This window comes from Lentzea sp. JNUCC 0626 (genome assembly GCF_043632865.1).
GTDB lineage: Bacteria > Actinomycetota > Actinomycetes > Mycobacteriales > Pseudonocardiaceae > Lentzea.
Map to the genome: position 1 here is coordinate 5967004 of NZ_CP171635.1, position 20161 is coordinate 5987164.

Genomic DNA, 20161 nt, shown 5'->3' on the forward strand with positions numbered 1-20161 from the left:
TTGACGTCAGAGGTAGCTTTTGTGGCGGAGGTCTCAATGCGAATCGGTGAGCTGGCGGAACGCACGGGCGTGAGTGTGCGGGCGTTGCGCTACTACGAAGAGCAGGGCCTTCTCGCCGCCGAACGCAGCGGGAGCGGCCAACGGCGTTATGCCGAGAACGCCGTCGACCGCGTGAAGCTGATCCAGCAGCTCTACGCCGCCGGGATCACCAGCGCGGCAATCCTGGAGATGCTGCCGTGCATGGTCACCGGGATCGCGTCTCCGCAGGTCCTGGCCAAGCTGCGGGGCCACCGGTCGTCGGTGATCAGGCAGATCGAGGAGCTGCAGGAGACGCTGCTGCGGCTCGACACGGTCATCGAGGGAGCCGTGTCGAGCCACGAGACGGGCACGCCGTGCACGGGCAGCAAGGCCGTGCTGGATCCGGATCAGATCGTCGCGGTGTCGATGACGAACCGGTAGCGCACGTCGCTCGACAGCACCCGGTCGTACGCCGTGTTGATCTCGTCGGCGTTGATCAGCTCGATCTCGGCGCCCAGGCCGTGCTCGGCGCAGAAGTCCAGCATCTCCTGGGTCTCCGCGATGCCGCCGATGATCGACCCGGCGAGCGTCTTGCGCTGCATGATCAGGCTGAACAGGTTCAGCGAGATCGACTCCTCCGGCGCACCGACGTTGACCATCGCGCCCTCGGTCTTGAGCAACGACAGGTAGGCGCTGAAGTCGAGCGGCGCGGAGACCGTCGAGATGATCACGTCGAACGTGCCGGCGAGCTCGGCGAACGTCGCCGGGTCGTTGGTGGCGCGGAAGTCGTGGGCGCCGAGCTTGAAGCCCTCTTCCTTCTTGCGCAACGACTGCGACAGCACGGTCACCTCGGCACCGAGCGCGACGGCGATCTTGACGCCCATGTGGCCGAGGCCGCCCAGGCCGACGATCGCGACCTTGCTGCCGGGGCCGACGTTCCAGTTCTTGAGCGGCGAGTAGAGCGTGATGCCCGCGCACAGCAGCGGCGCGGCCACGTCCAACGGCAGCGCGTCGGGGATGCGCACGGCGTAGTTCTCGTCGACGACGATCTGCTTCGAGTAGCCGCCGTAGGTGACTTCGCCGTTGTAGTCGGTCGCGTTGTAGGTCTGCACGTGACCCTTGGCGCAGTACTGCTCCAGGCCGCGCAGGCAGTAGTCGCACTCGCGGCAGGAGTCGACGAAGCAACCGACGCCGACGCGGTCACCGACGGCGTACCTGGTCACCTCGGCACCGACCTCGGTGACGACGCCCGCGATCTCGTGACCGGGGACCATCGGGAAGGTGGCCTGCCCCCAGCCCTCGTTGACCTGGTGGATGTCGGAGTGGCAGATGCCGGCGAACTTGATGTCGATCAGGACGTCGTGCGCGCCGACCGCGCGACGCTCGATGGTGGTGCGCTCCAGCGGTGCCTTGGGTGCGGGAGCGGCGTAGGCAGCGACGGTGCTCATTCTCGGTGTCTCCTCGGTTTCGGTGTCGACGACGACACTGCTCCCGTTCGCGAGGGCTACCCAGACACCTGGTTTTCGTACGTCCCGCGTGCCTACCACCAGCAGTAGCAGGCACGATTTTGCAGGTCCGGGGATACTCGGGTGCATGGACGTAGACCCGCGCACCGAGCTGAGCGAGTTCCTGCGCAGCCGCCGGGCGCGGCTGTCCCCCGACGACGTCGGCCTGCCGCGCTACGGCCGCACCCGTCGCGTACCCGGCCTTCGCCGCGAGGAACTGGCGCAGCTCGCGGGCGTTTCCGTGGCGTACTACACGCGCCTTGAGCAGGGCAACGGCCGCAACGTCTCGGACGAGGTGATCGACTCGATCTCCCGCGCGTTGCGGCTGACCGACGCCGAGTACACGCACCTGCGCAACCTCACGGCGTGCCCGTACGACACGACCAGCAGGAAGAAGCGGAAGAACCACACCCGCGAGGTCCGGCCGGCGCTGCGGCACCTGCTCGACACCGTCACCGTGCCCGCGTACATCGGCGGGCGGCGCACCGACATCTACGCCTGGAACCCGATGGCGGCGGCGTTGTTCGGCGACTGGAGCGAACTGGAGCCGCGCGAGCGGAACTGGGCTCGGCTGATCTTCCTGAACCCCACCGTCCAGCGACTCTTCGTCAACTGGGAGAGCAAGGCCGCCGACATCGTCGCGTTCCTGCGGATGGACGCCGGCTGCTTCCAGAACGACCCGGACCTCACCGAGCTGATCGGCGAGCTGTCGCTCAAGAGCGAGCTGTTCCGCCAGCTCTGGGCGCAACACGACGTGAAGGAGAAGTCCTTCGGCACCAAGGTGTTCCGGCACCCGCTGGTCGGTGACATGACGCTGTCGTACGAGACGTTGCGGATGCCGAGCGAACCCGAGCTGTTCCTGAGCACCTACCACGCCGAACCGGGCACCGCGTCCGCCGAGGCGTTGCAGCTGCTGGCGAGCTGGGGCAAGGACGCGACGCGGGTGTCTGCTAAGACTCAGGCATGAGGACACCGCGTCTGGAGATCGAGTACTGCACCCAGTGCCGTTGGCTGATGCGGGCGGGCTGGACCGCCCAGGAGCTGCTGACGACGTTCGTCTCGGAACTGGGCGAGGTCGCGCTGATCCCCGGCACCGGTGGCGTGTTCGACGTGCGGCTCGACGGCGAGACCCTGTGGTCGCGCAAGGCCCAGGAAGGCTTCCCGGACCTCGCCGTGCTCAAGCAGCTCGTGCGCGACCGGGTGGCACCAGAGCGTTCGCTGGGCCACACCGATCGCAAAGCATCAGATTCCTGACGCCAGGCGCGCGTTCTCGGCGGCCTGCGTCACCGTGGCACCGACGCCTTCGAAGAAGATCGTCGGCTTGGTGCAGCTCGCCTTGACCTTGTAACCACCGGAGACGGTGGAGATGAAGTCGTGCGAGCAGTGCCGGTCCGGCGCGATCTCCTTGAGCAGCCGGGCTTCCCTGGCCGCGTCCGTCAGCGTGGTGCCGTAGGCGTCGGCGAACGAGGTCGGGCTCGTGCAGGTCAGCTTGAACTCGTATCCGCCCGTGACGGGGCTGCTCAGGAACCCGCTGCACAGCGGTCCACCGTTGTTCTGGAACTGGCGCAGCAGCAGGCCTTCCCTGTTCGCGTCGCCGACCGTCGTGCCGAAGCCGTCGATGAACGCGGTGGGGCTGGAGCAGTGCAGCTTGACCATGTGCCCGCCCGGGGTAGTTCTCGTGTTGCTGACGGAGCACGGCCCCGCGGCGTTCGCCGGTCCGGCCGCGACGACCACGCTGCCGAGAGCCAGCAGGACACCTAATAGCGTTGCGCGCATTCGGTTCTCCCCCTTCGGTTTCGCACCAACCTCTCGCGCCGGGCCGACGGGGTCAATCGGGCAAAACGCCTGCCGCACTGGGCCTTCTGCGAATTCCCTGCGGCATGGGCGCGTGGCTCGTATCGTGACGGCCGTGCATCCGAACCAGGGTTGGCAGGTCCAGCAGGGACACGGTCCGGGATACGGCCCCGCGCCCGGCTGGGGACAGCAGCCGTTGCGGCCGAGCGTCGCGCCGGCGTTCCTCGCGGGTGGACTGTGGCTCGCCGTCGCCGTGCTGTGCTTCGTGCTGGCCGGGCTCAACTCCGCCGACGGCAAGGGCATCCGGCAGACCCCGGAGGCCGCCGTCGCGTTGCTGGGACTCGCGTTCGGCCGCGGTTTCATCGCCAACGGCGACCCGGCGATCGTCGCCACCTACGTCGCGGGCGGGGTGGTGCTGCTGTTCGCCGCGTTGCTCTTCGCCCGGCTCGGGTTCGCACGGTGGGTGCTGGCCGCGCTCGGGTTCCTGGTGGTCGCGTACTACGTGTTCGCGGTGGTGCGGCTGACCATCAACAACGGCGGCACGTTGATCATCGTGCCGGGGATCGCGTTGATGCTGTGGCTCGCGGCGTCGATGGTGTCGGTGCTGCCGCCGGTCGGCCGGGCGATGCGATGAACGACGCGTGGTCCGGTTACTCGTTCACGTGGCCTGCCGTACGACGACTGGCGGTCGCTCGGGTTCGACGTGCACGTCGTGCACACGGAGCTCGACTTCGCGTTCCGGCGGGACGGGGAAACGGTGCGCAGCGGTGGCCTGGTCTACGCGACCGTGTCCGCGGAAGGACGTGCGGCGATCGCGTTGCCCGCCCGGCTCGTCGAGATGCTGGGCGAGGTGCGGTCGATCAGGCCGTCGAGATGAACCCCTTCGACACCATCCAGTCGCGGGCGACCGTTCCCGCGTCCTTGCCGTCCACGTCCACCTGACGGCACAGCTCGATCATCTGCTCGTTGGTGAGCGCGGCGCTGACCTCCTCGAGCGGTCCGCGGATCTGCGGGTACCGCTTCAGGAACTCCGCCCGCACGGTCGGCGCCACGTTGTACTGGGGGAACGCCTTCTTGTCGTCCTCCAGCACGCGGAGCTTCTGCGCGGCGATGCGGCCGTCGGTCGTGAACACCTCGCCGATCGGGCAGGTGCCACCCGCGATGGCCGAGTAGATGGTGCCGATGCCGAAGTTCTTCACCTCGGTGGTCGGGAAGCCGTAGACCCGTTGCGCGGCCGGGAAACCGTCCTGGCGGCTGGTGAACTCGGTCTCCAGGCAGAACACCGCCTGGTCCGGGTTCTGGGTGAGGAACGCGGCCATGTCCGAGGTGGTCTTGAGGCCGTGCTGCTCGCCGTAGGCCTCGGTGACGGCGAACGCGTACTGGTCGTTCAGCGGTGAGTAGGCGAGCCACTCGACGCCGAACTGTTCCAGGTCCGCCTTCTTCGTCGCCTCGTACTGCGCCTGTTCACCGCCGGTGACCGGGAGTTCGTTGCCCTGGTAGTTGATCCAGCCGGTGCCGGTGTACTCCCAGGTGACGTCGACCTCGGCGTTGAGCAGGGCCTGCCGCGCGGTCTGCGAGCCCTTGAGGTCGGTGAGGTCGATGACGTCGGCGCCCGCGGCGGACAACGCCATCTCGGCCATGTAGCCGAGCAGGATGTTCTCGGTGAAGTCCTTGGACCCCACGGTGATCTCGACGCCCTGCAACGCCTGGTCGGGTTTGATCGAGCCGGGCAACACGTCGTACGGCAACGCGCTGTTGACGTCCAGGCCACAGCCGGACAGCACCAGCACCGCGGCCAGCAGCAGCCTCTTCACCTGACCCCCTTGGGGCCGAACCAGTGTTCCATCACCGCGCCGGCCCAGTCGACCAGCAGCGCGAGACCCGCCGCCAGTGCCGAGCCGGTCACCAGGACCTTCATCAGGTTCAGCTTGTAGCCGGTGTCGATGAGCAACCCGAACCCACCGGCGTTCACGAACAGTCCGAACGTCGCCGTGCCGACCGCCAGCACCAGCGAGGTGCGCAGGCCGGCGAGGATCAACGGCGTGGCGAGCGGGAACTCCACCCGCCACAGCACGCTCGACGCCGACATGCCGATGCCGCGCCCGGCGTCCACAAGGGACGGATCGACCTGCTGGATGCCGACGATCGTGTTGCGCAGCACCGGGAGCAACGAGTAGAACGCGAGCGGCAGCGCGGCCACCCACAGACCACCGGACGCGCCGGTGACGAGGAACCACAGCACCAGCACACCCAGCGCGGGCGCGGCCTGGCCGACGTTCGCGACCGCCAGCAGCACCGGCGCGAGCCAGCGCGCCCACGTCCTGGTGGCGAGGATGCCCGCCGGCACGGCCACGGCGACCACGATCGCGGTCACCACGACCGTCATCATCAGGTGGTCGTACAACGCCGTGAACAACGACTTCGCGTTGAGCGTGCTCTTCTCGGTCGCGGTCAGCTCTCCGCTGAACACCCACACCAGCACGCCGCCGACGATCAGCAGCACCGCCAGCGGCTGCGCCCAGAACCGGATCCGCTCGGCCGTCATGCGTTCGACCTCAACTGCTGCACGACCTCGGTCACCGTCGCCAGGTCGACCGTGCCGACGTACTCGCCACGACCACCCGTGACGACCGCACGGCCGCCTTCGTTGACGATGGCCTCCAGCGCGTCGCGCAACGTCGACTGCACCGACACCGAGTCCTGCACCGGCTGCCCGATGCGCTCCAAGGACGTGGCGCGGCGCAGGTCGTTCACCCGCACCCACCGCACCGGCCGGTCACGCCGATCGAGCACCAGCACGAACTTCGCGTCCCCGGCCTCCACAGTGGACGGATCGGCGTCCACCCGGACGGTGACCGCCTGCCCCAGCTCGACGTCCCGCACGCGCATCAACGTCAACGCCTTCAACGACGCGCCCTCACCGACAAACCCGGCGACCGTGTCGTCCGCGGGATTGGCGAGAATCGCGTCCGGTGTGTCGTACTGCAGGATCGTGGACCGGTCACCGAGCACGGCGATCTTGTCCCCGAGCTTCACGGCCTCGTCGAAGTCGTGCGTCACGAACACGATCGTCTTGCGAAGTTCGTTCTGCAGCCTCAACAACTCATCCTGCAGATGGCCACGGGTGATCGGGTCGACCGCGCCGAACGGCTCGTCCATCAGCAACACCGGCGGGTCGGCCGCCAACGCCCGCGCCACCCCGACCCGCTGCTGCTGCCCGCCGGACAGCTGCCGGGGAAACCGATCACCGAACTCACCGGGATCGAGCCCGACGAGATCCATCATCTCCTCGACCCGAGCCGAGGTCTTCTTCTTGTCCCACCCCAACAACCCGGGCACGATCCCGATGTTCTGCGCCACCGTGAAGTGGGGGAACAACCCGGCCTGCTGAATCGCGTACCCGACCCGCCGCCGCAAATCGTCCGGGTCGATCTTCAACGCGTCCTCGCCACCAATGGTGATCTTCCCGGACGTGGGCTCGATCAACCGGTTGATCATCCGCATGGTCGTCGTCTTCCCACACCCCGACGGCCCGACGAACACCACGATCTGCCCGGCGGGCACGACCATGGAGAACTCCTCGACCGCCGCGGCCTTCTGCCCCGCGTACCGCTTGGTCACGTGGTCGAGCTCGATCTCAATCCCTTTTTCAGCCACGGACGCCCCTCGACACGGTGAAACGGTTGACCAGCACGTAGACGCCATCGAGCACCAGCGCGAGGATCACCACGCCGATCGTCCCGGTGAGAGCCTGGTTCATGGAGTTGGCACTCCCTGCGTTCGCGAGCCCGGAGAACACCTCGGACCCCAACCCGGGTCCCTTCGCATAGGCAGCGATCACCGCGATGCCCATCAACATCTGCGTGGCGACCCGCATTCCAGCCAGAATCGCGGGCCACGCCAACCGCAACTCAACGCGCGTCAGCACCCCGATTCTGCTCATCCCAATGCCTCTAGCGGCATCGCTCACAGCCGGGTCCACTCCGGCCAGTCCCACGATCGTGTTGCGCACGATCGGCAACAGCGCATAAAGCACCAGAGCCACCACCGTCGTGTCCGCGCCAAGGCCGAACACCGGAATCAGCAACGCCAGCAGAGCAAACGACGGAATCGTCAAAATGGTGCTCGCCAACGCCGTGGCCAGCGCCGATCCGGCCGGACTCCGATAGACCAGCACGCCGATCAGCACACCCAGCAAAGCCGCCAGAACTGTGCACTGCACAACAGCACTGACGTGCAGGAACGCTTGCAAAGACAGCCGATCCCAGCGATCGGCTACGTACTCCAGCAGATTCATCCTCGTGGCCCCGCCCTCGAAGTTGGCGTCCACCCAACACCATTGTGGACGGAGCGGCAACCATCGGTCATGAATGCTTATACCCGGATGGACGAGTTTCAAACCTGGCAATCACGGCAAGTGAGCGGCGGGCCAACCGCAGTCGCCAACGCAAGGTGACCACCGTCTTGGCCCGGCGCGAGGTGCCAACCGGACAGCCGAAGACGTAAGCCAATCACCTACGAATCCGGGCGTGGCGAAGCCGAAGGCGAGCCCGAACGGGCTGATTCCTGTCTGGGTAGCGGTAACCCCGCTCATGGCGATTGGGGCTTGACTTTGGGTGCGAGGTGCTACCACTCGTGGCTCGGCCGGGCGCTTTTCAGCCCGGCCTTTCCGGTCCGTGAAGCGCCTCGCAAGGGCCCCGAAGTCAAGCCCCAATCGCAACCCCGCTCTTCGTCACGACCCGCGCGCCCACCCTCGCAACCGCAGCCCGACCAACAGAACGCAACCAACCCCGCTGGAACAGGAACCCACGCACCCAACGGAACCAACGGAGCCACGCCACAGCCTCCACCGGCCTTCGAGCCCGAACTCATACGTTCTTCAACAAACGAAACACATCCCGCACCCGCCCACGTCCGCTGACCGCTTGGGGGATTTCTGAGATGTCGCACGAAGCTGAAGTGGACGGCGGCTGCCTCCCCGACCTGCTCCGCAAGCAGGTCGAGGAACACCCCGATCGCACGGCCGTAGTCTTCGGCGCGGAGAGCATCAGCTACGGCGAGCTCTTCGAACAAAGCTCCGCCCTGGCCACCCACCTCCGCAGACTCGGCATCACCGAAGACGACTGCGTGGGCATGTTCGTGGAACCGTCGCTCGACCTCGTGGTCGGCGCCTGGGGCATCCTGTGCGCGGGCGGCGCCTACCTGCCGCTGAGCCCGGAGTACCCGGAAGAGCGCCTGCGCTACATGATCGAGGACTCGCGCACGAAGGTCGTCGTCACCCAGCGCGAACTCAAGCAACGCCTCCAGGAACTCGCCCCGGCCACCACGCGGATCGTCACGCTCGACGACTGCGACGAGGCGTTCGACGACGGGTTCTCGCCCTCGCACACCAGCCTCGCCTACATCATCTACACCTCGGGCAGCACGGGTCGTCCCAAGGGCGTGATGATCGAGCACCGCAGCATCGTCAACCAGATGCTGTGGCTGCACGACGCGCACGGCATCGACGGCACGAAGCGCGTGGTCCAGAAGACGCCGATGAGCTTCGACGCAGCCCAGTGGGAGATCCTCGCCCCGGCCGTCGGCAGCACCGTCGTCATGGGGCGACCCGGCATCTACCGCGACCCCGAGATGCTGATCGAGACCATGCGAGAGCAGGGTGTCACCACGCTCCAATGCGTGCCGACACTGCTCCAGGCGTTGATCGACACCGAGGAGTTCCACACCGTCACGAGCCTCAAGCAGGTCTTCAGCGGCGGCGAAGCACTCTCCCGCACACTCGCGCAGGCGTTCGTCCAAGACATGCCGAACGTCAAGCTCATCAACCTCTACGGCCCCACCGAAACGACGATCAACTCGTCGTCCCACGTGGTCGACCCGGCCGAACTCGCCGAGGCCCCGAAGTCCATCTCCATCGGACTACCCGTCGCACAGACCACGTACCTGGTGCTCGACGAGAACCGCAACCCAGTGACCCCAGGCGAGATCGGTGAGCTGTACATCGGCGGCATCCAGGTGGCCCGCGGTTACCTGCACCAGCCGGAACTCACCGAGGAACGCTTCGTGGACGGCATGTTCCGCACCGGCGACCTCGTCACGCAGAACCTCGACGGCACCGTGCAGTTCGCCGGACGCGCGGACAGCCAGGTCAAGCTGCGCGGCTACCGGGTGGAGCTGGACGAGATCCGGCTGGCGATCGAGACGCACGACTGGGTGCGCAACGCGGCGGTGATCGTCAAGGAGGACGAGCGCACCGGGTTCCAGAACCTCATCGCGTGCGTCGAGCTGAACCCCAAGGAAGCCGCCCTGATGGACCAGGGCAACGCGGGTTCGCACCACCAGTCGAAGTCGAGCCGCCTCCAGGTGCGGGCGCAGCTGTCGAACCCCGGCGTGCGCGACGACCTCGGTGGCAGGCAGAGCTTCGAGCTGCCCGGCGAGGAAGCCAGCTGCCTGCAGCGCAAAGTCGTGTTCTCCCGCAAGTCCTACCGCTTCTACGAAGGCGGCCAGGTCACCGACGCCGACCTCGTCCGGCTGCTGGAGCGCAAGCCGATCGGGGCGGGCTCGAAGGACCCGAAGAGCATCCACTTCGCCGAACTCGGCGAGATCCTGCGGTACTTCGGCGCGCACTTCAGCGACCAGCGCCTGCTGCCCAAGTACGGCTACGCGTCACCGGGTTCGCTCTACGCGACGCAGCTGCACCTGGAACTGCACCACATCGCGGGGCTGCCGGCCGGGCTGTACTACTACCACCCGCTGCGTCACCAGCTGGTGCTGATCCACGACCTGCCGGAGAGCTTCGAGGCCAAGGCCAAGCTGCACTTCATCGGGCGCAAGGCCGCCATCGAAGCCGTGTACCTCAACAACATCCAGGAAGTGCTGGAGATCGAGACCGGCCACATGGTCGGGCTCTTCGAGGAGGTCCTGCCCGGCTACGGCCTCGACGTCCAGGCCTCCGAGCACACCCCGCAGACCAAGGACCTGCTCGACGTCGCCGAGGAGGACTACTACCTCGGCACGTTCGAGCTGTGCGCCTACACCGGGCTGCGCGAGGACGACGTCGACGTCTACGTCCAGACGCACCCCGGCCGCGTCACGAACCTGCCCGGCGGCCAGTACCGCTACGCCGACGGCGAGTTCGAGCGGGTGTCCGACGAACTGGTGCTGCGCAAGCACGTCATCGCCATCAACCAGGCGGTGTACGAGCGGGCGAGCTTCGGCGTCACCGCCATCAGCCGGTCCACAGAGGACTGGCGGCGGTACGTCGACCTCGGCCGGACCATGCACCGGTTCTCCGCCAACGACGTCGACCTCGGCTTCATGTCGTCGGGCTACAGCTCGAAGTCGGACAACGACCTGCCGTCGGCCAAGCGCATCAACGGCATCCTCGCGGAACTCGGCGAGGAGCCAGGCCCGTCGTACTTCTTCCTGGGCGGCAAGGTCTCCTACGACCAGCGCCGCAGCCCCGGCATGAAGGAAGACGTCGTCCACATGAAGGGCCCGGCCGAGCTGATCCGGGACGACCTGGTGAACTTCCTGCCGGACTACATGATCCCGAACAAGGTCGTGGTCCTCGACGCGCTGCCGCTCTCCGCGAACGGCAAGATCGACGTCAAGGCCCTGGAGGCGTCCGACAAGACCAACGTCGACGACCAGGACCGCCCGTTCGTCGCGCCGCGCACCCTCACCGAGCGCCGCATCAGCGAGATGTGGAAGAAGCTGATGAAGCGCGAGACCGTCTCGACGCACGACGACTTCTTCGAGACCGGTGGCAACTCGTTGATCGCGGTCGGCCTGGTCAACCGCATCAACAAGGACTTCGGCACGAGCCTGCCGCTCCAGGTGCTCTTCGAGTCGCCGACGATCGAGCAGCTCAGCAGGAGGGTCGACGGCCTGCACGAGGGCCCGATCTCGCGGCTGGTCCCGTTGCAGCCCAACGGCGACGACGTGCCGGTGTTCTGCTGGCCCGGCCTCGGCGGCTACCCGATGAACCTGCGCACGCTCGCCAGTCGTTCGGAGCGCCCGTTCTACGGCGTGCAGGCGCACGGCATCAACGAGGGCGAGACCCCGTACGGCACCATCCGCGAGATGGCCGCGGCCGACATCGAGGCCATCAAGAAGGTCCAGCCGGAGGGTCCGTACACGCTGTGGGGCTACTCCTTCGGCGCGCGGGTCGCGTTCGAGACGGCCTACCAGCTCGAGCAGGCCGGTGAGCAGGTCGAGAACCTCTACCTGATCGCGCCGGGCTCGCCGAAGGTGCGGTCGGAGCGGGACAGCGACGAGGCCTCGTACGCCAACACCGCGTTCGTCACGATCCTGTTCTCGGTGTTCGCGGGCAGCATCACCGACCCGCGCCTGCAGCAGTGCCTGGAGATCGCGCAGGACGAGGACAGCTTCGCCGCGTTCATCAGCGCGGAGATGCGGGACCTCGACAGCGAACTCGTGCGGCGGATCATCAAGATCGTCACCGAGACGTTCTCCTTCAAGTACACCTTCAGCGAGCTCGCCGAGCGCACCATCGCCGCGCCGCTCACGATCTTCAAGGCGCAGGGCGACGACTACTCGTTCATCGAGGGCAGCGAGGGCTTCTCGATCACCGAGCCCACGATCGTCGAGCTCGACGCCGATCACTACAGCCTGCTGCGCGAACCCGACATCGACGAGCTGCTGGCGTCGATGCGGCAGAACGAGACCGTGCAGAAGGAGATCGCCCAGGTGCCGGTGCTGCTGTCCGACGAGCAGATGGCCGAGCTGATCGCGGCCGTCACGAAGGCCGTCACGCTCGCGATCGCGGGCGGCCAGTCATAAGGGGGACGTCGTGCCACACGTGAACATCAAGCACTTCCCTGCCCCGCTCAACGAAGAGCAGGCGTCCGAGCTGGTCTCGGCCATCACCGAGGCGGTGACGAAGGCGTTCGGCTGCACGGAGGACGTCGTGTCGATCGCCCTCGAACCGGTCGAGCGGCAGGCGTGGCAGGACCAGGTCTACGCGCCGGAGATCGTGGAACGGAAACACCTCCTGCACAAGACCCCGAGCTACTGAGGTGCCGATGAACATTCCCCTTGTCTACAGCGAGGAAGTGGCCGAGGCGATCACGTCCGGGCAGCCCGTCGTGGCCCTGGAGTCCAACGTCATCACGCACGGCCTCGACTACCCGGACAACGCCGAGACCGCACGCCGGGTCGAGGACGCGGTCAGAGCGAGCGGCTCGGTCCCGGCCACCATCGGCATCGACAACGGCCGGATCCTCATCGGTCTCACCGAGTCCGACATCGAGCGGTTCGCGACCGTCAAGGGGATCCCGAAGGTCAGCAGCCGCGATCTGCCGATCGTGCTGGCCCGCGGCGGGATGGGCGCGACCACCGTCGCGTCCTCGGTGATCGCCGCGCAGCTCGCCGGGCTGAAGTTCTTCTCGTCGGCGGGCATCGGCGGGGTACATCGTGGCGCGGAACGCACGATGGACGTCTCGTCGGACCTCGTGCAGTTCACCCGCTCCAAGGTCGCGGTGGTGTGCGCGGGCGCCAAGAACATCCTCGACCTCGGGCTGACCATGGAGTTCCTGGAGACGCACTGCGTGCCGGTCGTGGCCTACCGGTCGGACGACTTCCCGGCGTTCTACTGCGTGTCCAGCGGTCTGCGCGCACCGCACCGGATCGACGACCCGACAGTGCTGGCGAAGGCGATCGAGAACCACTGGGCGCTCGGCAACCCCGGTTCGTTCCTCGTCACCACGCCGACCAAGCAGGCCGACGCGATCGACGGCGCCGAGGTCGAGTCGGTGATCGCGGAGGCCGTCGCCCGCGCCGAAACCGAAGGCGTGTCAGGACAAGCCATCACGAAATACCTTATGCGTGCCGTAGACCGCGCGACGGAGGGGCGTTCCGCGAAGGCCAACATGGCGGTGCTGATCAGCACCGCCGAGGTCGCCGGAGAACTCGCCGCCGCCCACGCCAAGGAGTTCGCCTCATGACCCGCCGATGCGCCATCTTCGACCTGGACGGCACGCTCGTCGACACACCCCGTGGCATCGTCACGACGTTCGCCGCCGTGTTCGCCCAGCTCGATCTGCCCACAGTGGACTCGGGAGCCATCCGCGGCACGATCGGACTGCCGCTGCCCGCCGCGTTCGCGAAGGTCCTCGGCACGGCCGAAGACGAGCCGGTCGTCGCGCAGTGCGTCGAGCTGTACCAGGCGACGTTCCGCCGGATCGTGCTGCCGATGGCGACGCAGCTCGTGTTCGCCGGCGTGTACGACGGGCTGAAGTCGCTGCGGGAAGAGGGTTTCCTGCTCGCCGTGGCGACGAGCAAGTTCATCGTGAACGCCGAGGCGCTGCTCACCGCAGCCGGTCTGCGCGAGGAGTTCGCCGTCGTCGTCGGCGCGGACCAGGTGGCGAAACCCAAGCCGGACCCGGAATCGGGGTTCGTCGTGCTGCGCGAACTCGGGGTGGCACCGGCCAACGCGGTGATGGTCGGCGACACCACGCACGACGTCCTGATGGCGCACGGGGCGGGCATGGCGTCGATCGCGGTGTCCTACGGCGTGCACAGCGTCGACCAACTGCTCGGCGCCAACCCCACCTGGCTCGTCGACTCCTTCGCCGGGGTCGTGGCCGCCGTCAAGGAGTGCTCGTGACCTCCATCGAGGCGTACCTGGAGAAGAACGTCCACGTGTTGCCGCAGACGAACCAGCTGCGCGCGATGCACACGATCGTCCGCGACCGGGACGTTTCGCGGGAGGACTTCGTCTTCTACACCGAGCGGATCAACCGGCTGCTCATCGAGGCAGGCCTCGACCTGCTGCCGTTCGAACCGCACGACGTCACCACCCCCGTCGGCGCGACCTATCACGGGTTGCGCGCGACGGAGAGGCTCGTCGGCGTCCCGATCATCCGGGCCGGCGAGAGCATGGAGGCCGGGCTGCGGGCGGTCGTGCGGGGCGCGCGGATCGGCAAGATCCTGATCCAGCGCGACAAGACGACCAAGCTCCCGAAGCTCTACTACTCGAACCTGCCCGACGACATCGCGTCCCGGCAGGTGCTGCTGCTCGACCCGATGCTCGCCACCGGAGGCACCGCCAACGCGGCGATTCAAGTGCTGCTCGACCGGGGTGTGTCAGAAGAGAACATCGTGTTCGTCACGTTCATCACGGTGCCGGAGGGCATCGAGGCGGTGTGCTCGCGGTTCCCGCGGGTGCGGATCGTGACGTCGGCGATCGAGGAACGACTCAACGAGAACGCTTACATGGTGCCGGGAATCGGTGACTTCGGAGATCGGTTCTTCGGCACGGACGACTGACGGGGGCACGACCATGAAGGGCAACCGGCTGCTGGCCGACTCCGCGATCACGGCGCTCGCGCCGATGATCTGGGGCAGCACCTACATCGTGACGACCCAACTCCTGCCGCCGGACCGGCCGCTGCTCGCCTCGGTCGTCCGCGCACTGCCCGCGGGCCTGATCCTGCTGCTGGTCGGCCGGGTCCTGCCCAAGGGCCTCTGGTGGTGGCGTGCGCTCGTCCTCGGCACGCTCAACATCGGCGCGTTCTTCTTCCTGCTCTTCCTGGCCGCCTACAAGCTTCCCGGCGGGGTCGCGGCCCTGGTGGGCTCGGTCCAACCGGTGATCATGCTGGGGCTCGCGGCACTGGTGCTCGGCGACAAGATCCGGCTGCCGCACGTGCTGGCCTGCTTCGCCGCCACCACCGGCGTCGCGTTGCTGGTCCTGAAGGCCACCGCGGCGCTGGACGTGGTCGGCGTGGTCGCCGCGATCGGCGGGGCGATCAGCATGGCGTCCGGGGTCGTGCTCACCAAACGCTGGCAGCGACCGGCCGGGGTCAACGTGCTGATGTTCACCGGCTGGCAGCTGACCGCGGGCGGGCTCGTGCTGCTGCCCGCGCTGTTCCTGCTCGAAGGCCTGCCGAGCTCGATCAACGGCACCAACGCGCTCGGCTTCGGCTACCTGATCGTGTTCGGCTCGCTCGTGGGCTACTCGGTGTGGTTCCGCGGCACCGACCGCGTGCCCGCGATCGGCCTGTCGTTCCTCGGCTTCTGCAGCCCGATCATCGCCACGGTCCTCGGGTTCGTGTTCCTCGGCGAGACGCTGTCGTTCCTGCAGTTCGTCGGCGCGGCGATCCTCATCGGCGCGATCCTGCTGGTGCAGCTCACGCCGACGAGGAAGCCGGTGCTCGACGAACCCGTGCGCGAACTTCAGCGCACGACGTCGTAGACGAACTTCTGGATGCCGTTGCCGTAGGTCTCGCTCTCGACGACCTTCAGCAGCTGCTTGTCCTTGTCGGTCTCGCTGAACAGGCGCTTGCCGGCGCCGAGGATGACCGGGAACACCAGCAGGTGGTAGCGGTCGATCAGGCCGGCGTCGGACAGGTTGCGGTTCAGCGTCGCGCTGCCGTGGATGGAGATCGGGCCGCCCTCGGTCTCCTTCAGCGCGGCCACGTCGTCCAGCGAACGCAGGATGGTGATGTCGCCCCAGTTGTCGACCAGCTGGTCCTCCTTGAGGGTGCTGGAGACGACGAACTTCGGCATCACGTTGTACTTCGGGAAGTACTCGAGCGTCGGCCACACCGGGGAGAAGCCCTCGTAGCTGACCCGGCCCATCATCATCGCGGTGGCCTCGTCCTGCTCACGGCCCTTGAGCTCGTAGGCGGCCTCGTCGAACTCGACGTCCTTGAACGTCCAGCCGGAGCTGCGGTGACCGGGCTCGCCACCCGGCGCTTCGATGACGCCGTCGAGGGACATGAACGCGGTGGCGATCAGGGTGCGCATTGTGGTTCTCCTCGGTGTTCGCACTTGCTTCTCATCAGTGCGTCGAACGGGAGACTACGTAAATCGACATCCGTCGCGAGGAATTTTCCGGCGTGCGTGTCGGCGGCGCTGAACACCCCACCGAGTCCAGCGCCGCCGCTCGGGTCAGGAGTCTTCCCGCTGGTCGGCGCGCTGACATGGGGGCTCAGCCCCCAATTAACGGGCGGGCGTGGGCGATCAGCTCGGCCCGGTTCTGGCAGCCGGTCCGCGCCTTGAGGCTCCCCACGTGCCGTTCGACCGTGCGCGGCGACAGGAACAGGCGTTCGGCGATCTCGGCGTTCCCGAACCGTTCGACGACCAGGCGCAGCACCTCGTACTCGCGGACCGTCACGCCTGCCCGGCGCAGCTCGGCCGGGACCGTGTCGTGGTCGCGGCGGCGGCGTTGCTGGGGTGCGCCCGCCTCGCGCAGCACGGCCCGGCAGGCCGCGGCGACGGCGGGCACGCTCAGGGCGTGGAAGTACTCCTCGGCCTCGCGCAGCCACTCCAGCGGCTCACCCCAGCCGTCCTTCAGCGCTGACTGGCCCGCGAGCCTGAGGCCGAGGTACCGCGGCAGGCCGAGGCCTCTGCTGAGTTCCAGGGCTTCTGCTGCTGCGGCGGTTGCCTGGGCCGTGTTGCCTTCACGGCCGTGCAGGATCGCGTTGCTCCACGCGAAGTAGGTGCGGTGCAGCTGGACCTGCGACAGGTGCGACTCGGCCAGCCGTTCGTGCTCGGGACGGCCCGCGAGGCCGTGCGCGACCCTCGTGAGCAGCCTCGGGCCCTGGTAGAAGGTGCCGCGGAGGATGCGCGGCTCGGTGACGGCGTTCTCGATCTCGTCGAACTCGGCCAGCGCCCGCTCGTGCTGTTCCTCCATCAACGCACAGACCGCCGAGCTGTACGACCAGATCTCCTCTGACCCGCCGTGGTCGCGCAGCTGGGCCAACGCGCGGTCGGTCGCCTTGCGGTCGCCGTGCATGGCCGCGATGCCCGCCTCGATGGCGACGGCCAGTGCTTTGAGCGCGTGCAGGCCCAGCTTCGCGGCGGCCTCCCCGGCGCTGCTGCCGTACCGCGCGGACTCCTCGTACTCCCCACGCACCAGGTAGGTCGCGCCGAGGTGCAGGTCAGCGGCTATGAGGATCACGATCGCGCCGGTGTCCAGCGCGGCCTGGCGGGCAGCCAGAAGGCTGTCGACGCCGGTGGTCAGGTACTTGTCGGTGATCCCGAGTTCCAGCAACGCCCGCAGCCGCCACGCCGCGAGCCCGTGCTGTTCGGCCGTGTGCAGCCAGCGCTGGATGTGCTGCCGGGCCTCGGCGAGATCCTGCCCTCTCGTGCACCGGGTGAGCACCTCGAGGGCTTCGCAGACGATCTCCGGGGTGCCCGTCGCGGCGGCGCGTTCGGCCAGGGCGCGGACCTTGGGCAGCAGGTCGAGCTGGTTCAGGCCGAGCAGCAGGGTCGCCTTGACGACGTCGATCTCCGCGCAGGTCTCCCTGGTGGCGGCGAGCAGGTCGAGGCCGCGTTCCCACTGCCCCGCGACGGCGGCGACCCTGGCCTGCGCGAGCGTCACCGCTGCCCTTCTGGCCTGCTCGGCCTTGGCCGCGGTGAGGGCTTGCTGGAGTCGTTCTCCGAGCGCGAAGGCCCGTGCGCCGTTGTCCGCCGGGACGACCACGGCGGCCAGCGGCAGGACGTCGGCGAGCGCGGTGAGCAGGTCCGCGGTGAGGTCGGGATCGGTGGTGAGGGCCTGGCCGCGTTCGAGCAGCTCGACCGCCGTGCCGTACCGGCCGAGCGCGGCGGCGTGGTGTGCCGCTCTGGCCAGGGTTTGAACGGCTTTCGCCGGTTCGCCACCCCGCTCCCACAGTTCGGCGATGAGCTCCAGTTCGTTGGGGCGCAACGACTCCGTGGTCTGCGCGGCTCTGCGGGCCAGGGTGGCGCGGGCGGTCGGCGTCATCCTGCCGGTGATGGCGTCGGCGGTGAGCGCGTGCCGGAACTGGTTGCCGTGCACGAGCTGCGCGCGTTCGGCGGCTTGGAGCGGGGTCGCGCCGGTGAGGGCCGTGACGACGTCGAGCGGGAACGTCTGCCCGAAGATCGCGGCGGCTTCGAGCACCGCGACCGTCTCGGGCCCGAGGGCGTCGACCCGCTGCACCGTGGCCGCGGCGACCGTGGGTGGCACTGCGCGCAGGTCGCCGTTGAGCAGCTCCTCCACCACGAACGGCACGCCGTCGGACACCTTGACGAGGTGCCGCAGCACGTCCTCCGGCGGAGGTGCGCCGAGGCAGTGGCGGGCGAGTTCGGCGACCTCGTCGTCGGTCAGCCCGGTGAGCCGCACCGTCGACGCCGTGCGCCTCGCCGTCGCCGCGTCCGCGAGTCGTTGCGCGCCTTCGGGATGCGGGCGCAGAGTGGCGACGACCAGCACGGGTTCGTTCCCGATGTTGTCGAGCAGGTAGTCGACGACGGCCAGCGTCTCGCCGTCCGCCTCGTGCAGATCTTCCAGCAGCAGCACGGTTTTCTCGGCCGTGAGCAGCCTCAAGACCGCCTCTGCCCTGACCACCGCGGGGTCCGGCACCGCCGCCGGGGCGTCCGGGGTCATCCGCAGCAGCACCGGCAGGTACGCGCCGAGCTGTCGTTCGTCCGGCGCGACCTTCCGGAACGCCGACAGCACCGCCTCGCACAACGCCCGCAGCGGCACCGCCCGGCTCGCCCGGCCCCTGAGCACCCGGAACCCGCTCCTGGCGGCCTGCGCCGCGGTGTCGGACGCCAGCCGCGACTTGCCGATCCCCGGTTCGCCCACCAGGAACACCGCGCCGCCTTCGTGCTGGTCGGCGCGTGTCAGGGCGGCCCGCAGCGCTGAGGTCTCCTCGTCACGACCGACCAGCACCGGGGACTGCATGGCGCCCGAGGGTACTAGGGCGCGTGGTGGTCAGGAATCGAGAAGCGCGGCTCGGCGGACGCTCTTACCGTTGTCCTCACCAGACGAGAGGGAGGGCAGCGAGATGGCCGGCAGCAAGGGGATTCGCCAGTTCCACCGCGTGGTCAGCATGGTCTTCATGGCCACCGTGGTGTTCACCGCGGTCGCGCTCACCGTGAACGCCGAGGCGATCTGGGTGTCGTACGTGCCGTTGCTGCCGCTGTTCGTCCTGATGGGGACGGGCGTCTACATGTGGTTCCTGCCGCAGCTCGCCCGCCGCCGAGCGCGCCGGGCCACGGCCTAGCCGTTCAGCCGAGCCCGGATGTGGTCGAGGGTGGTGTTGAGCGCCACCCCGTACACCGCGATCCGGCACGCCAGCCGCCACAGCGTCGCGTCCGTCGGCGCCACGGCGAGGCCGACCACGAGTTCCCGCACGAGCCGCCGGGTCTGCGCGACCAGCACCCCGACGCTCTCGGTGATCTCCCCGAACGCCGCCGACACCGAACTCAGGCCCCGCAGCGCCTCGACGTTGTGGCTCATCAGCCGCACGTGCTCGTCCGCGCCGGTCCACTCGGGCACGTCGGCGTCGAGGAAGTCCTCCAGCTCGTCGGCCATGGCCTGCTGCTCGGCGGCGATGTTGTACCAGGTCTCGGCGTGCGCGGCGACGACGTCCGGCAGGCCGGTGAGGTCGTCCAGCACGGCCCGCAGCGGCCCGATCCGCTCCAGCGCGGCGGTGGTGGTCTCCTCGACCGGCGCGACCAGCGACGGGAGTGCCGCCTCGCGCACCGGGTCCTGGGCGGGCGCGCGCACGCCGTAGAGGTCGTAGAGGCCGGCCACGATCAGGCGGAGGTTCTCCTCGACGTACGCGACGAGCTCGTCCTGCCGGGCGTGCTTCTCCAGGACCGGGTGGATGATCCACCGGCAGAGCCGGCCGTAGACGGTCTCGTCGCCGACCACGACGGCGCTGGCCTCGTGCACGGCCGCGAACCTCAGGCGCACGGCCTCGACCCGGCCGGCGTGGCGGACGATCTGGCCGGTCACGCGCCTCCCTCTGGTCGCCCGAAGACGCAGGCTAGCAGCGTTGGGCTGAGTCCATGGGGGACAACGAGAACACGCCGCGCCTGGACGTGAACAGATTCGCCGGCAAGCCGTCTGA

21 protein-coding genes are annotated in these 20161 nt (G+C 68.3%); 12 read left to right on the plus strand and 9 right to left on the minus strand.

The window, feature by feature from the left end; translation table 11 throughout:
• Positions 1–36 precede the first annotated feature (36 nt).
• Positions 37–459 carry a MerR family transcriptional regulator gene (locus JNUCC0626_RS26910; RefSeq protein WP_394613550.1) on the plus strand — a complete coding sequence of 141 codons (423 nt, stop codon included), beginning with the start codon at positions 37–39 and terminating at the stop codon, positions 457–459.
• Here the strand turns inward: JNUCC0626_RS26910 and JNUCC0626_RS26915 are convergent.
• Positions 426–1466, minus strand: coding sequence for an NAD(P)-dependent alcohol dehydrogenase (locus JNUCC0626_RS26915; protein ID WP_394613551.1), 1041 nt, complete (start codon positions 1464–1466; stop codon positions 426–428). The genes JNUCC0626_RS26910 and JNUCC0626_RS26915 overlap by 34 nt on opposite strands.
• Before the next feature lie 145 nt (positions 1467–1611).
• Between JNUCC0626_RS26915 and JNUCC0626_RS26920 the strand changes: the two genes are divergently transcribed.
• A complete protein-coding gene (locus JNUCC0626_RS26920) occupies positions 1612–2490 on the plus strand; it encodes a helix-turn-helix domain-containing protein (protein ID WP_394613552.1) in 879 nt (292 codons plus the stop codon).
• Positions 2487–2777, plus strand: a complete 291-nt coding sequence (locus JNUCC0626_RS26925) for a SelT/SelW/SelH family protein (protein ID WP_394613553.1) — start codon at positions 2487–2489, stop codon at positions 2775–2777. The genes JNUCC0626_RS26920 and JNUCC0626_RS26925 overlap by 4 nt, the downstream gene beginning before the upstream one ends.
• Here JNUCC0626_RS26925 and JNUCC0626_RS26930 read toward each other — a convergent pair.
• Positions 2766–3299 (minus strand): hypothetical protein, encoded by a 534-nt coding sequence (locus tag JNUCC0626_RS26930; protein ID WP_394613554.1) that lies wholly within the window; start codon positions 3297–3299, stop codon positions 2766–2768. The genes JNUCC0626_RS26925 and JNUCC0626_RS26930 overlap by 12 nt on opposite strands.
• Positions 3300–3432: 133 nt before the next feature.
• Here JNUCC0626_RS26930 and JNUCC0626_RS26935 point away from each other — a divergent pair, with 133 nt between their 5' ends.
• Both JNUCC0626_RS26935 and JNUCC0626_RS26940 read left to right on the plus strand, forming a co-directional pair.
• Positions 3433–3951: a hypothetical protein gene (locus JNUCC0626_RS26935; RefSeq protein ID WP_394613555.1), complete on the plus strand. Its 519-nt coding sequence runs from the start codon at positions 3433–3435 to the stop codon at positions 3949–3951.
• Positions 3952–4029: 78 nt separating this feature from the next.
• On the plus strand, positions 4030–4194 hold the full coding sequence (locus JNUCC0626_RS26940) for a hypothetical protein (RefSeq protein ID WP_394613556.1): 165 nt from the start codon (positions 4030–4032) through the stop codon (positions 4192–4194).
• Here JNUCC0626_RS26940 and JNUCC0626_RS26945 read toward each other — a convergent pair.
• From JNUCC0626_RS26945 to JNUCC0626_RS26960, 4 genes are read right to left on the minus strand one after another with little or no spacing between them, the layout of a single operon-like run.
• Complete coding sequence (locus tag JNUCC0626_RS26945; RefSeq protein ID WP_394613557.1) at positions 4178–5131, minus strand: glycine betaine ABC transporter substrate-binding protein; 954 nt, start codon at positions 5129–5131, stop codon at positions 4178–4180. The genes JNUCC0626_RS26940 and JNUCC0626_RS26945 overlap by 17 nt on opposite strands.
• Positions 5128–5862, minus strand: coding sequence for an ABC transporter permease (locus tag JNUCC0626_RS26950; protein WP_394613558.1), 735 nt, complete (start codon positions 5860–5862; stop codon positions 5128–5130). Before JNUCC0626_RS26950 ends, JNUCC0626_RS26945 begins: the two co-directional genes overlap by 4 nt.
• Positions 5859–7022 (minus strand): ABC transporter ATP-binding protein, encoded by a 1164-nt coding sequence (locus JNUCC0626_RS26955; protein ID WP_394613559.1) that lies wholly within the window; start codon positions 7020–7022, stop codon positions 5859–5861. The genes JNUCC0626_RS26950 and JNUCC0626_RS26955 overlap by 4 nt, the downstream gene beginning before the upstream one ends.
• Positions 6967–7614: an ABC transporter permease gene (locus tag JNUCC0626_RS26960; protein ID WP_394622110.1), complete on the minus strand. Its 648-nt coding sequence runs from the start codon at positions 7612–7614 to the stop codon at positions 6967–6969. Before JNUCC0626_RS26960 ends, JNUCC0626_RS26955 begins: the two co-directional genes overlap by 56 nt.
• Positions 7615–8258: 644 nt before the next feature.
• Here JNUCC0626_RS26960 and JNUCC0626_RS26965 point away from each other — a divergent pair.
• The 6 genes from JNUCC0626_RS26965 to JNUCC0626_RS26990 are packed head-to-tail and all read left to right on the plus strand — an operon-like array spanning position 8259 to position 15534.
• Positions 8259–12122 carry an amino acid adenylation domain-containing protein gene (locus JNUCC0626_RS26965; RefSeq protein ID WP_394613560.1) on the plus strand — a complete coding sequence of 1288 codons (3864 nt, stop codon included), beginning with the start codon at positions 8259–8261 and terminating at the stop codon, positions 12120–12122.
• A 10-nt stretch (positions 12123–12132) separates the two neighbouring features.
• Complete coding sequence (locus JNUCC0626_RS26970; RefSeq protein WP_394613561.1) at positions 12133–12357, plus strand: tautomerase family protein; 225 nt, start codon at positions 12133–12135, stop codon at positions 12355–12357.
• A 7-nt stretch (positions 12358–12364) separates the two neighbouring features.
• Positions 12365–13285, plus strand: coding sequence for a pseudouridine-5'-phosphate glycosidase (locus JNUCC0626_RS26975; protein ID WP_394613562.1), 921 nt, complete (start codon positions 12365–12367; stop codon positions 13283–13285).
• Positions 13282–13947, plus strand: coding sequence for an HAD family hydrolase (locus JNUCC0626_RS26980; RefSeq protein WP_394613563.1), 666 nt, complete (start codon positions 13282–13284; stop codon positions 13945–13947). The genes JNUCC0626_RS26975 and JNUCC0626_RS26980 overlap by 4 nt, the downstream gene beginning before the upstream one ends.
• Complete coding sequence (upp, locus tag JNUCC0626_RS26985; protein ID WP_394613564.1) at positions 13944–14609, plus strand: uracil phosphoribosyltransferase; 666 nt, start codon at positions 13944–13946, stop codon at positions 14607–14609. The genes JNUCC0626_RS26980 and upp overlap by 4 nt, the downstream gene beginning before the upstream one ends.
• A gap of 13 nt (positions 14610–14622) precedes the next feature.
• On the plus strand, positions 14623–15534 hold the full coding sequence (locus tag JNUCC0626_RS26990) for an EamA family transporter (protein WP_394613565.1): 912 nt from the start codon (positions 14623–14625) through the stop codon (positions 15532–15534).
• Here JNUCC0626_RS26990 and JNUCC0626_RS26995 read toward each other — a convergent pair.
• Together JNUCC0626_RS26995 and JNUCC0626_RS27000 are read right to left on the minus strand one after the other, a co-directional pair.
• Positions 15516–16088 (minus strand): dihydrofolate reductase family protein, encoded by a 573-nt coding sequence (locus JNUCC0626_RS26995; protein ID WP_394613566.1) that lies wholly within the window; start codon positions 16086–16088, stop codon positions 15516–15518. The two genes, JNUCC0626_RS26990 and JNUCC0626_RS26995, sit on opposite strands and share 19 nt — an antisense overlap.
• Before the next feature lie 184 nt (positions 16089–16272).
• Positions 16273–18987: an ATP-binding protein gene (locus tag JNUCC0626_RS27000; RefSeq protein ID WP_394613567.1), complete on the minus strand. Its 2715-nt coding sequence runs from the start codon at positions 18985–18987 to the stop codon at positions 16273–16275.
• Between the two features lie 103 nt (positions 18988–19090).
• On the opposite strand from JNUCC0626_RS27000, the gene JNUCC0626_RS27005 reads away from it, so the two are divergent.
• On the plus strand, positions 19091–19309 hold the full coding sequence (locus JNUCC0626_RS27005) for a hypothetical protein (protein ID WP_382444724.1): 219 nt from the start codon (positions 19091–19093) through the stop codon (positions 19307–19309).
• Here JNUCC0626_RS27005 and JNUCC0626_RS27010 read toward each other — a convergent pair.
• Positions 19306–20046, minus strand: a complete 741-nt coding sequence (locus tag JNUCC0626_RS27010; RefSeq protein ID WP_394613568.1) for a hypothetical protein — start codon at positions 20044–20046, stop codon at positions 19306–19308. The two genes, JNUCC0626_RS27005 and JNUCC0626_RS27010, sit on opposite strands and share 4 nt — an antisense overlap.
• Between the last annotated feature and the right edge of the window lie 115 nt (positions 20047–20161).

What these genes read in the sequence shown, in the direction of transcription:
- JNUCC0626_RS26925 (WP_394613553.1), top strand. Translation starts at nt 2,487, where the DNA reads ATGAGGACACCGCGTCTGGAGATCGAGTACTGCACCCAGTGCCGTTGG.
- JNUCC0626_RS26995 (WP_394613566.1), bottom strand. Translation starts at nt 16,088, where the DNA reads ATGCGCACCCTGATCGCCACCGCGTTCATGTCCCTCGACGGCGTCATC.
- JNUCC0626_RS26930 (WP_394613554.1), bottom strand. Translation starts at nt 3,299, where the DNA reads ATGCGCGCAACGCTATTAGGTGTCCTGCTGGCTCTCGGCAGCGTGGTC.
- JNUCC0626_RS27000 (WP_394613567.1), bottom strand. Translation starts at nt 18,987, where the DNA reads ATGCAGTCCCCGGTGCTGGTCGGTCGTGACGAGGAGACCTCAGCGCTG.
- JNUCC0626_RS26915 (WP_394613551.1), bottom strand. Translation starts at nt 1,466, where the DNA reads ATGAGCACCGTCGCTGCCTACGCCGCTCCCGCACCCAAGGCACCGCTG.
- JNUCC0626_RS26950 (WP_394613558.1), bottom strand. Translation starts at nt 5,862, where the DNA reads ATGACGGCCGAGCGGATCCGGTTCTGGGCGCAGCCGCTGGCGGTGCTG.
- JNUCC0626_RS27005 (WP_382444724.1), top strand. Translation starts at nt 19,091, where the DNA reads ATGGCCGGCAGCAAGGGGATTCGCCAGTTCCACCGCGTGGTCAGCATG.
- JNUCC0626_RS26960 (WP_394622110.1), bottom strand. Translation starts at nt 7,614, where the DNA reads ATGAATCTGCTGGAGTACGTAGCCGATCGCTGGGATCGGCTGTCTTTG.
- JNUCC0626_RS26980 (WP_394613563.1), top strand. Translation starts at nt 13,282, where the DNA reads ATGACCCGCCGATGCGCCATCTTCGACCTGGACGGCACGCTCGTCGAC.
- JNUCC0626_RS26975 (WP_394613562.1), top strand. Translation starts at nt 12,365, where the DNA reads ATGAACATTCCCCTTGTCTACAGCGAGGAAGTGGCCGAGGCGATCACG.
- JNUCC0626_RS26910 (WP_394613550.1), top strand. Translation starts at nt 37, where the DNA reads ATGCGAATCGGTGAGCTGGCGGAACGCACGGGCGTGAGTGTGCGGGCG.
- JNUCC0626_RS26955 (WP_394613559.1), bottom strand. Translation starts at nt 7,022, where the DNA reads ATGGCGTCTACGTGCTGGTCAACCGTTTCACCGTGTCGAGGGGCGTCC.
- JNUCC0626_RS26965 (WP_394613560.1), top strand. Translation starts at nt 8,259, where the DNA reads ATGTCGCACGAAGCTGAAGTGGACGGCGGCTGCCTCCCCGACCTGCTC.
- JNUCC0626_RS26990 (WP_394613565.1), top strand. Translation starts at nt 14,623, where the DNA reads ATGAAGGGCAACCGGCTGCTGGCCGACTCCGCGATCACGGCGCTCGCG.
- JNUCC0626_RS26920 (WP_394613552.1), top strand. Translation starts at nt 1,612, where the DNA reads ATGGACGTAGACCCGCGCACCGAGCTGAGCGAGTTCCTGCGCAGCCGC.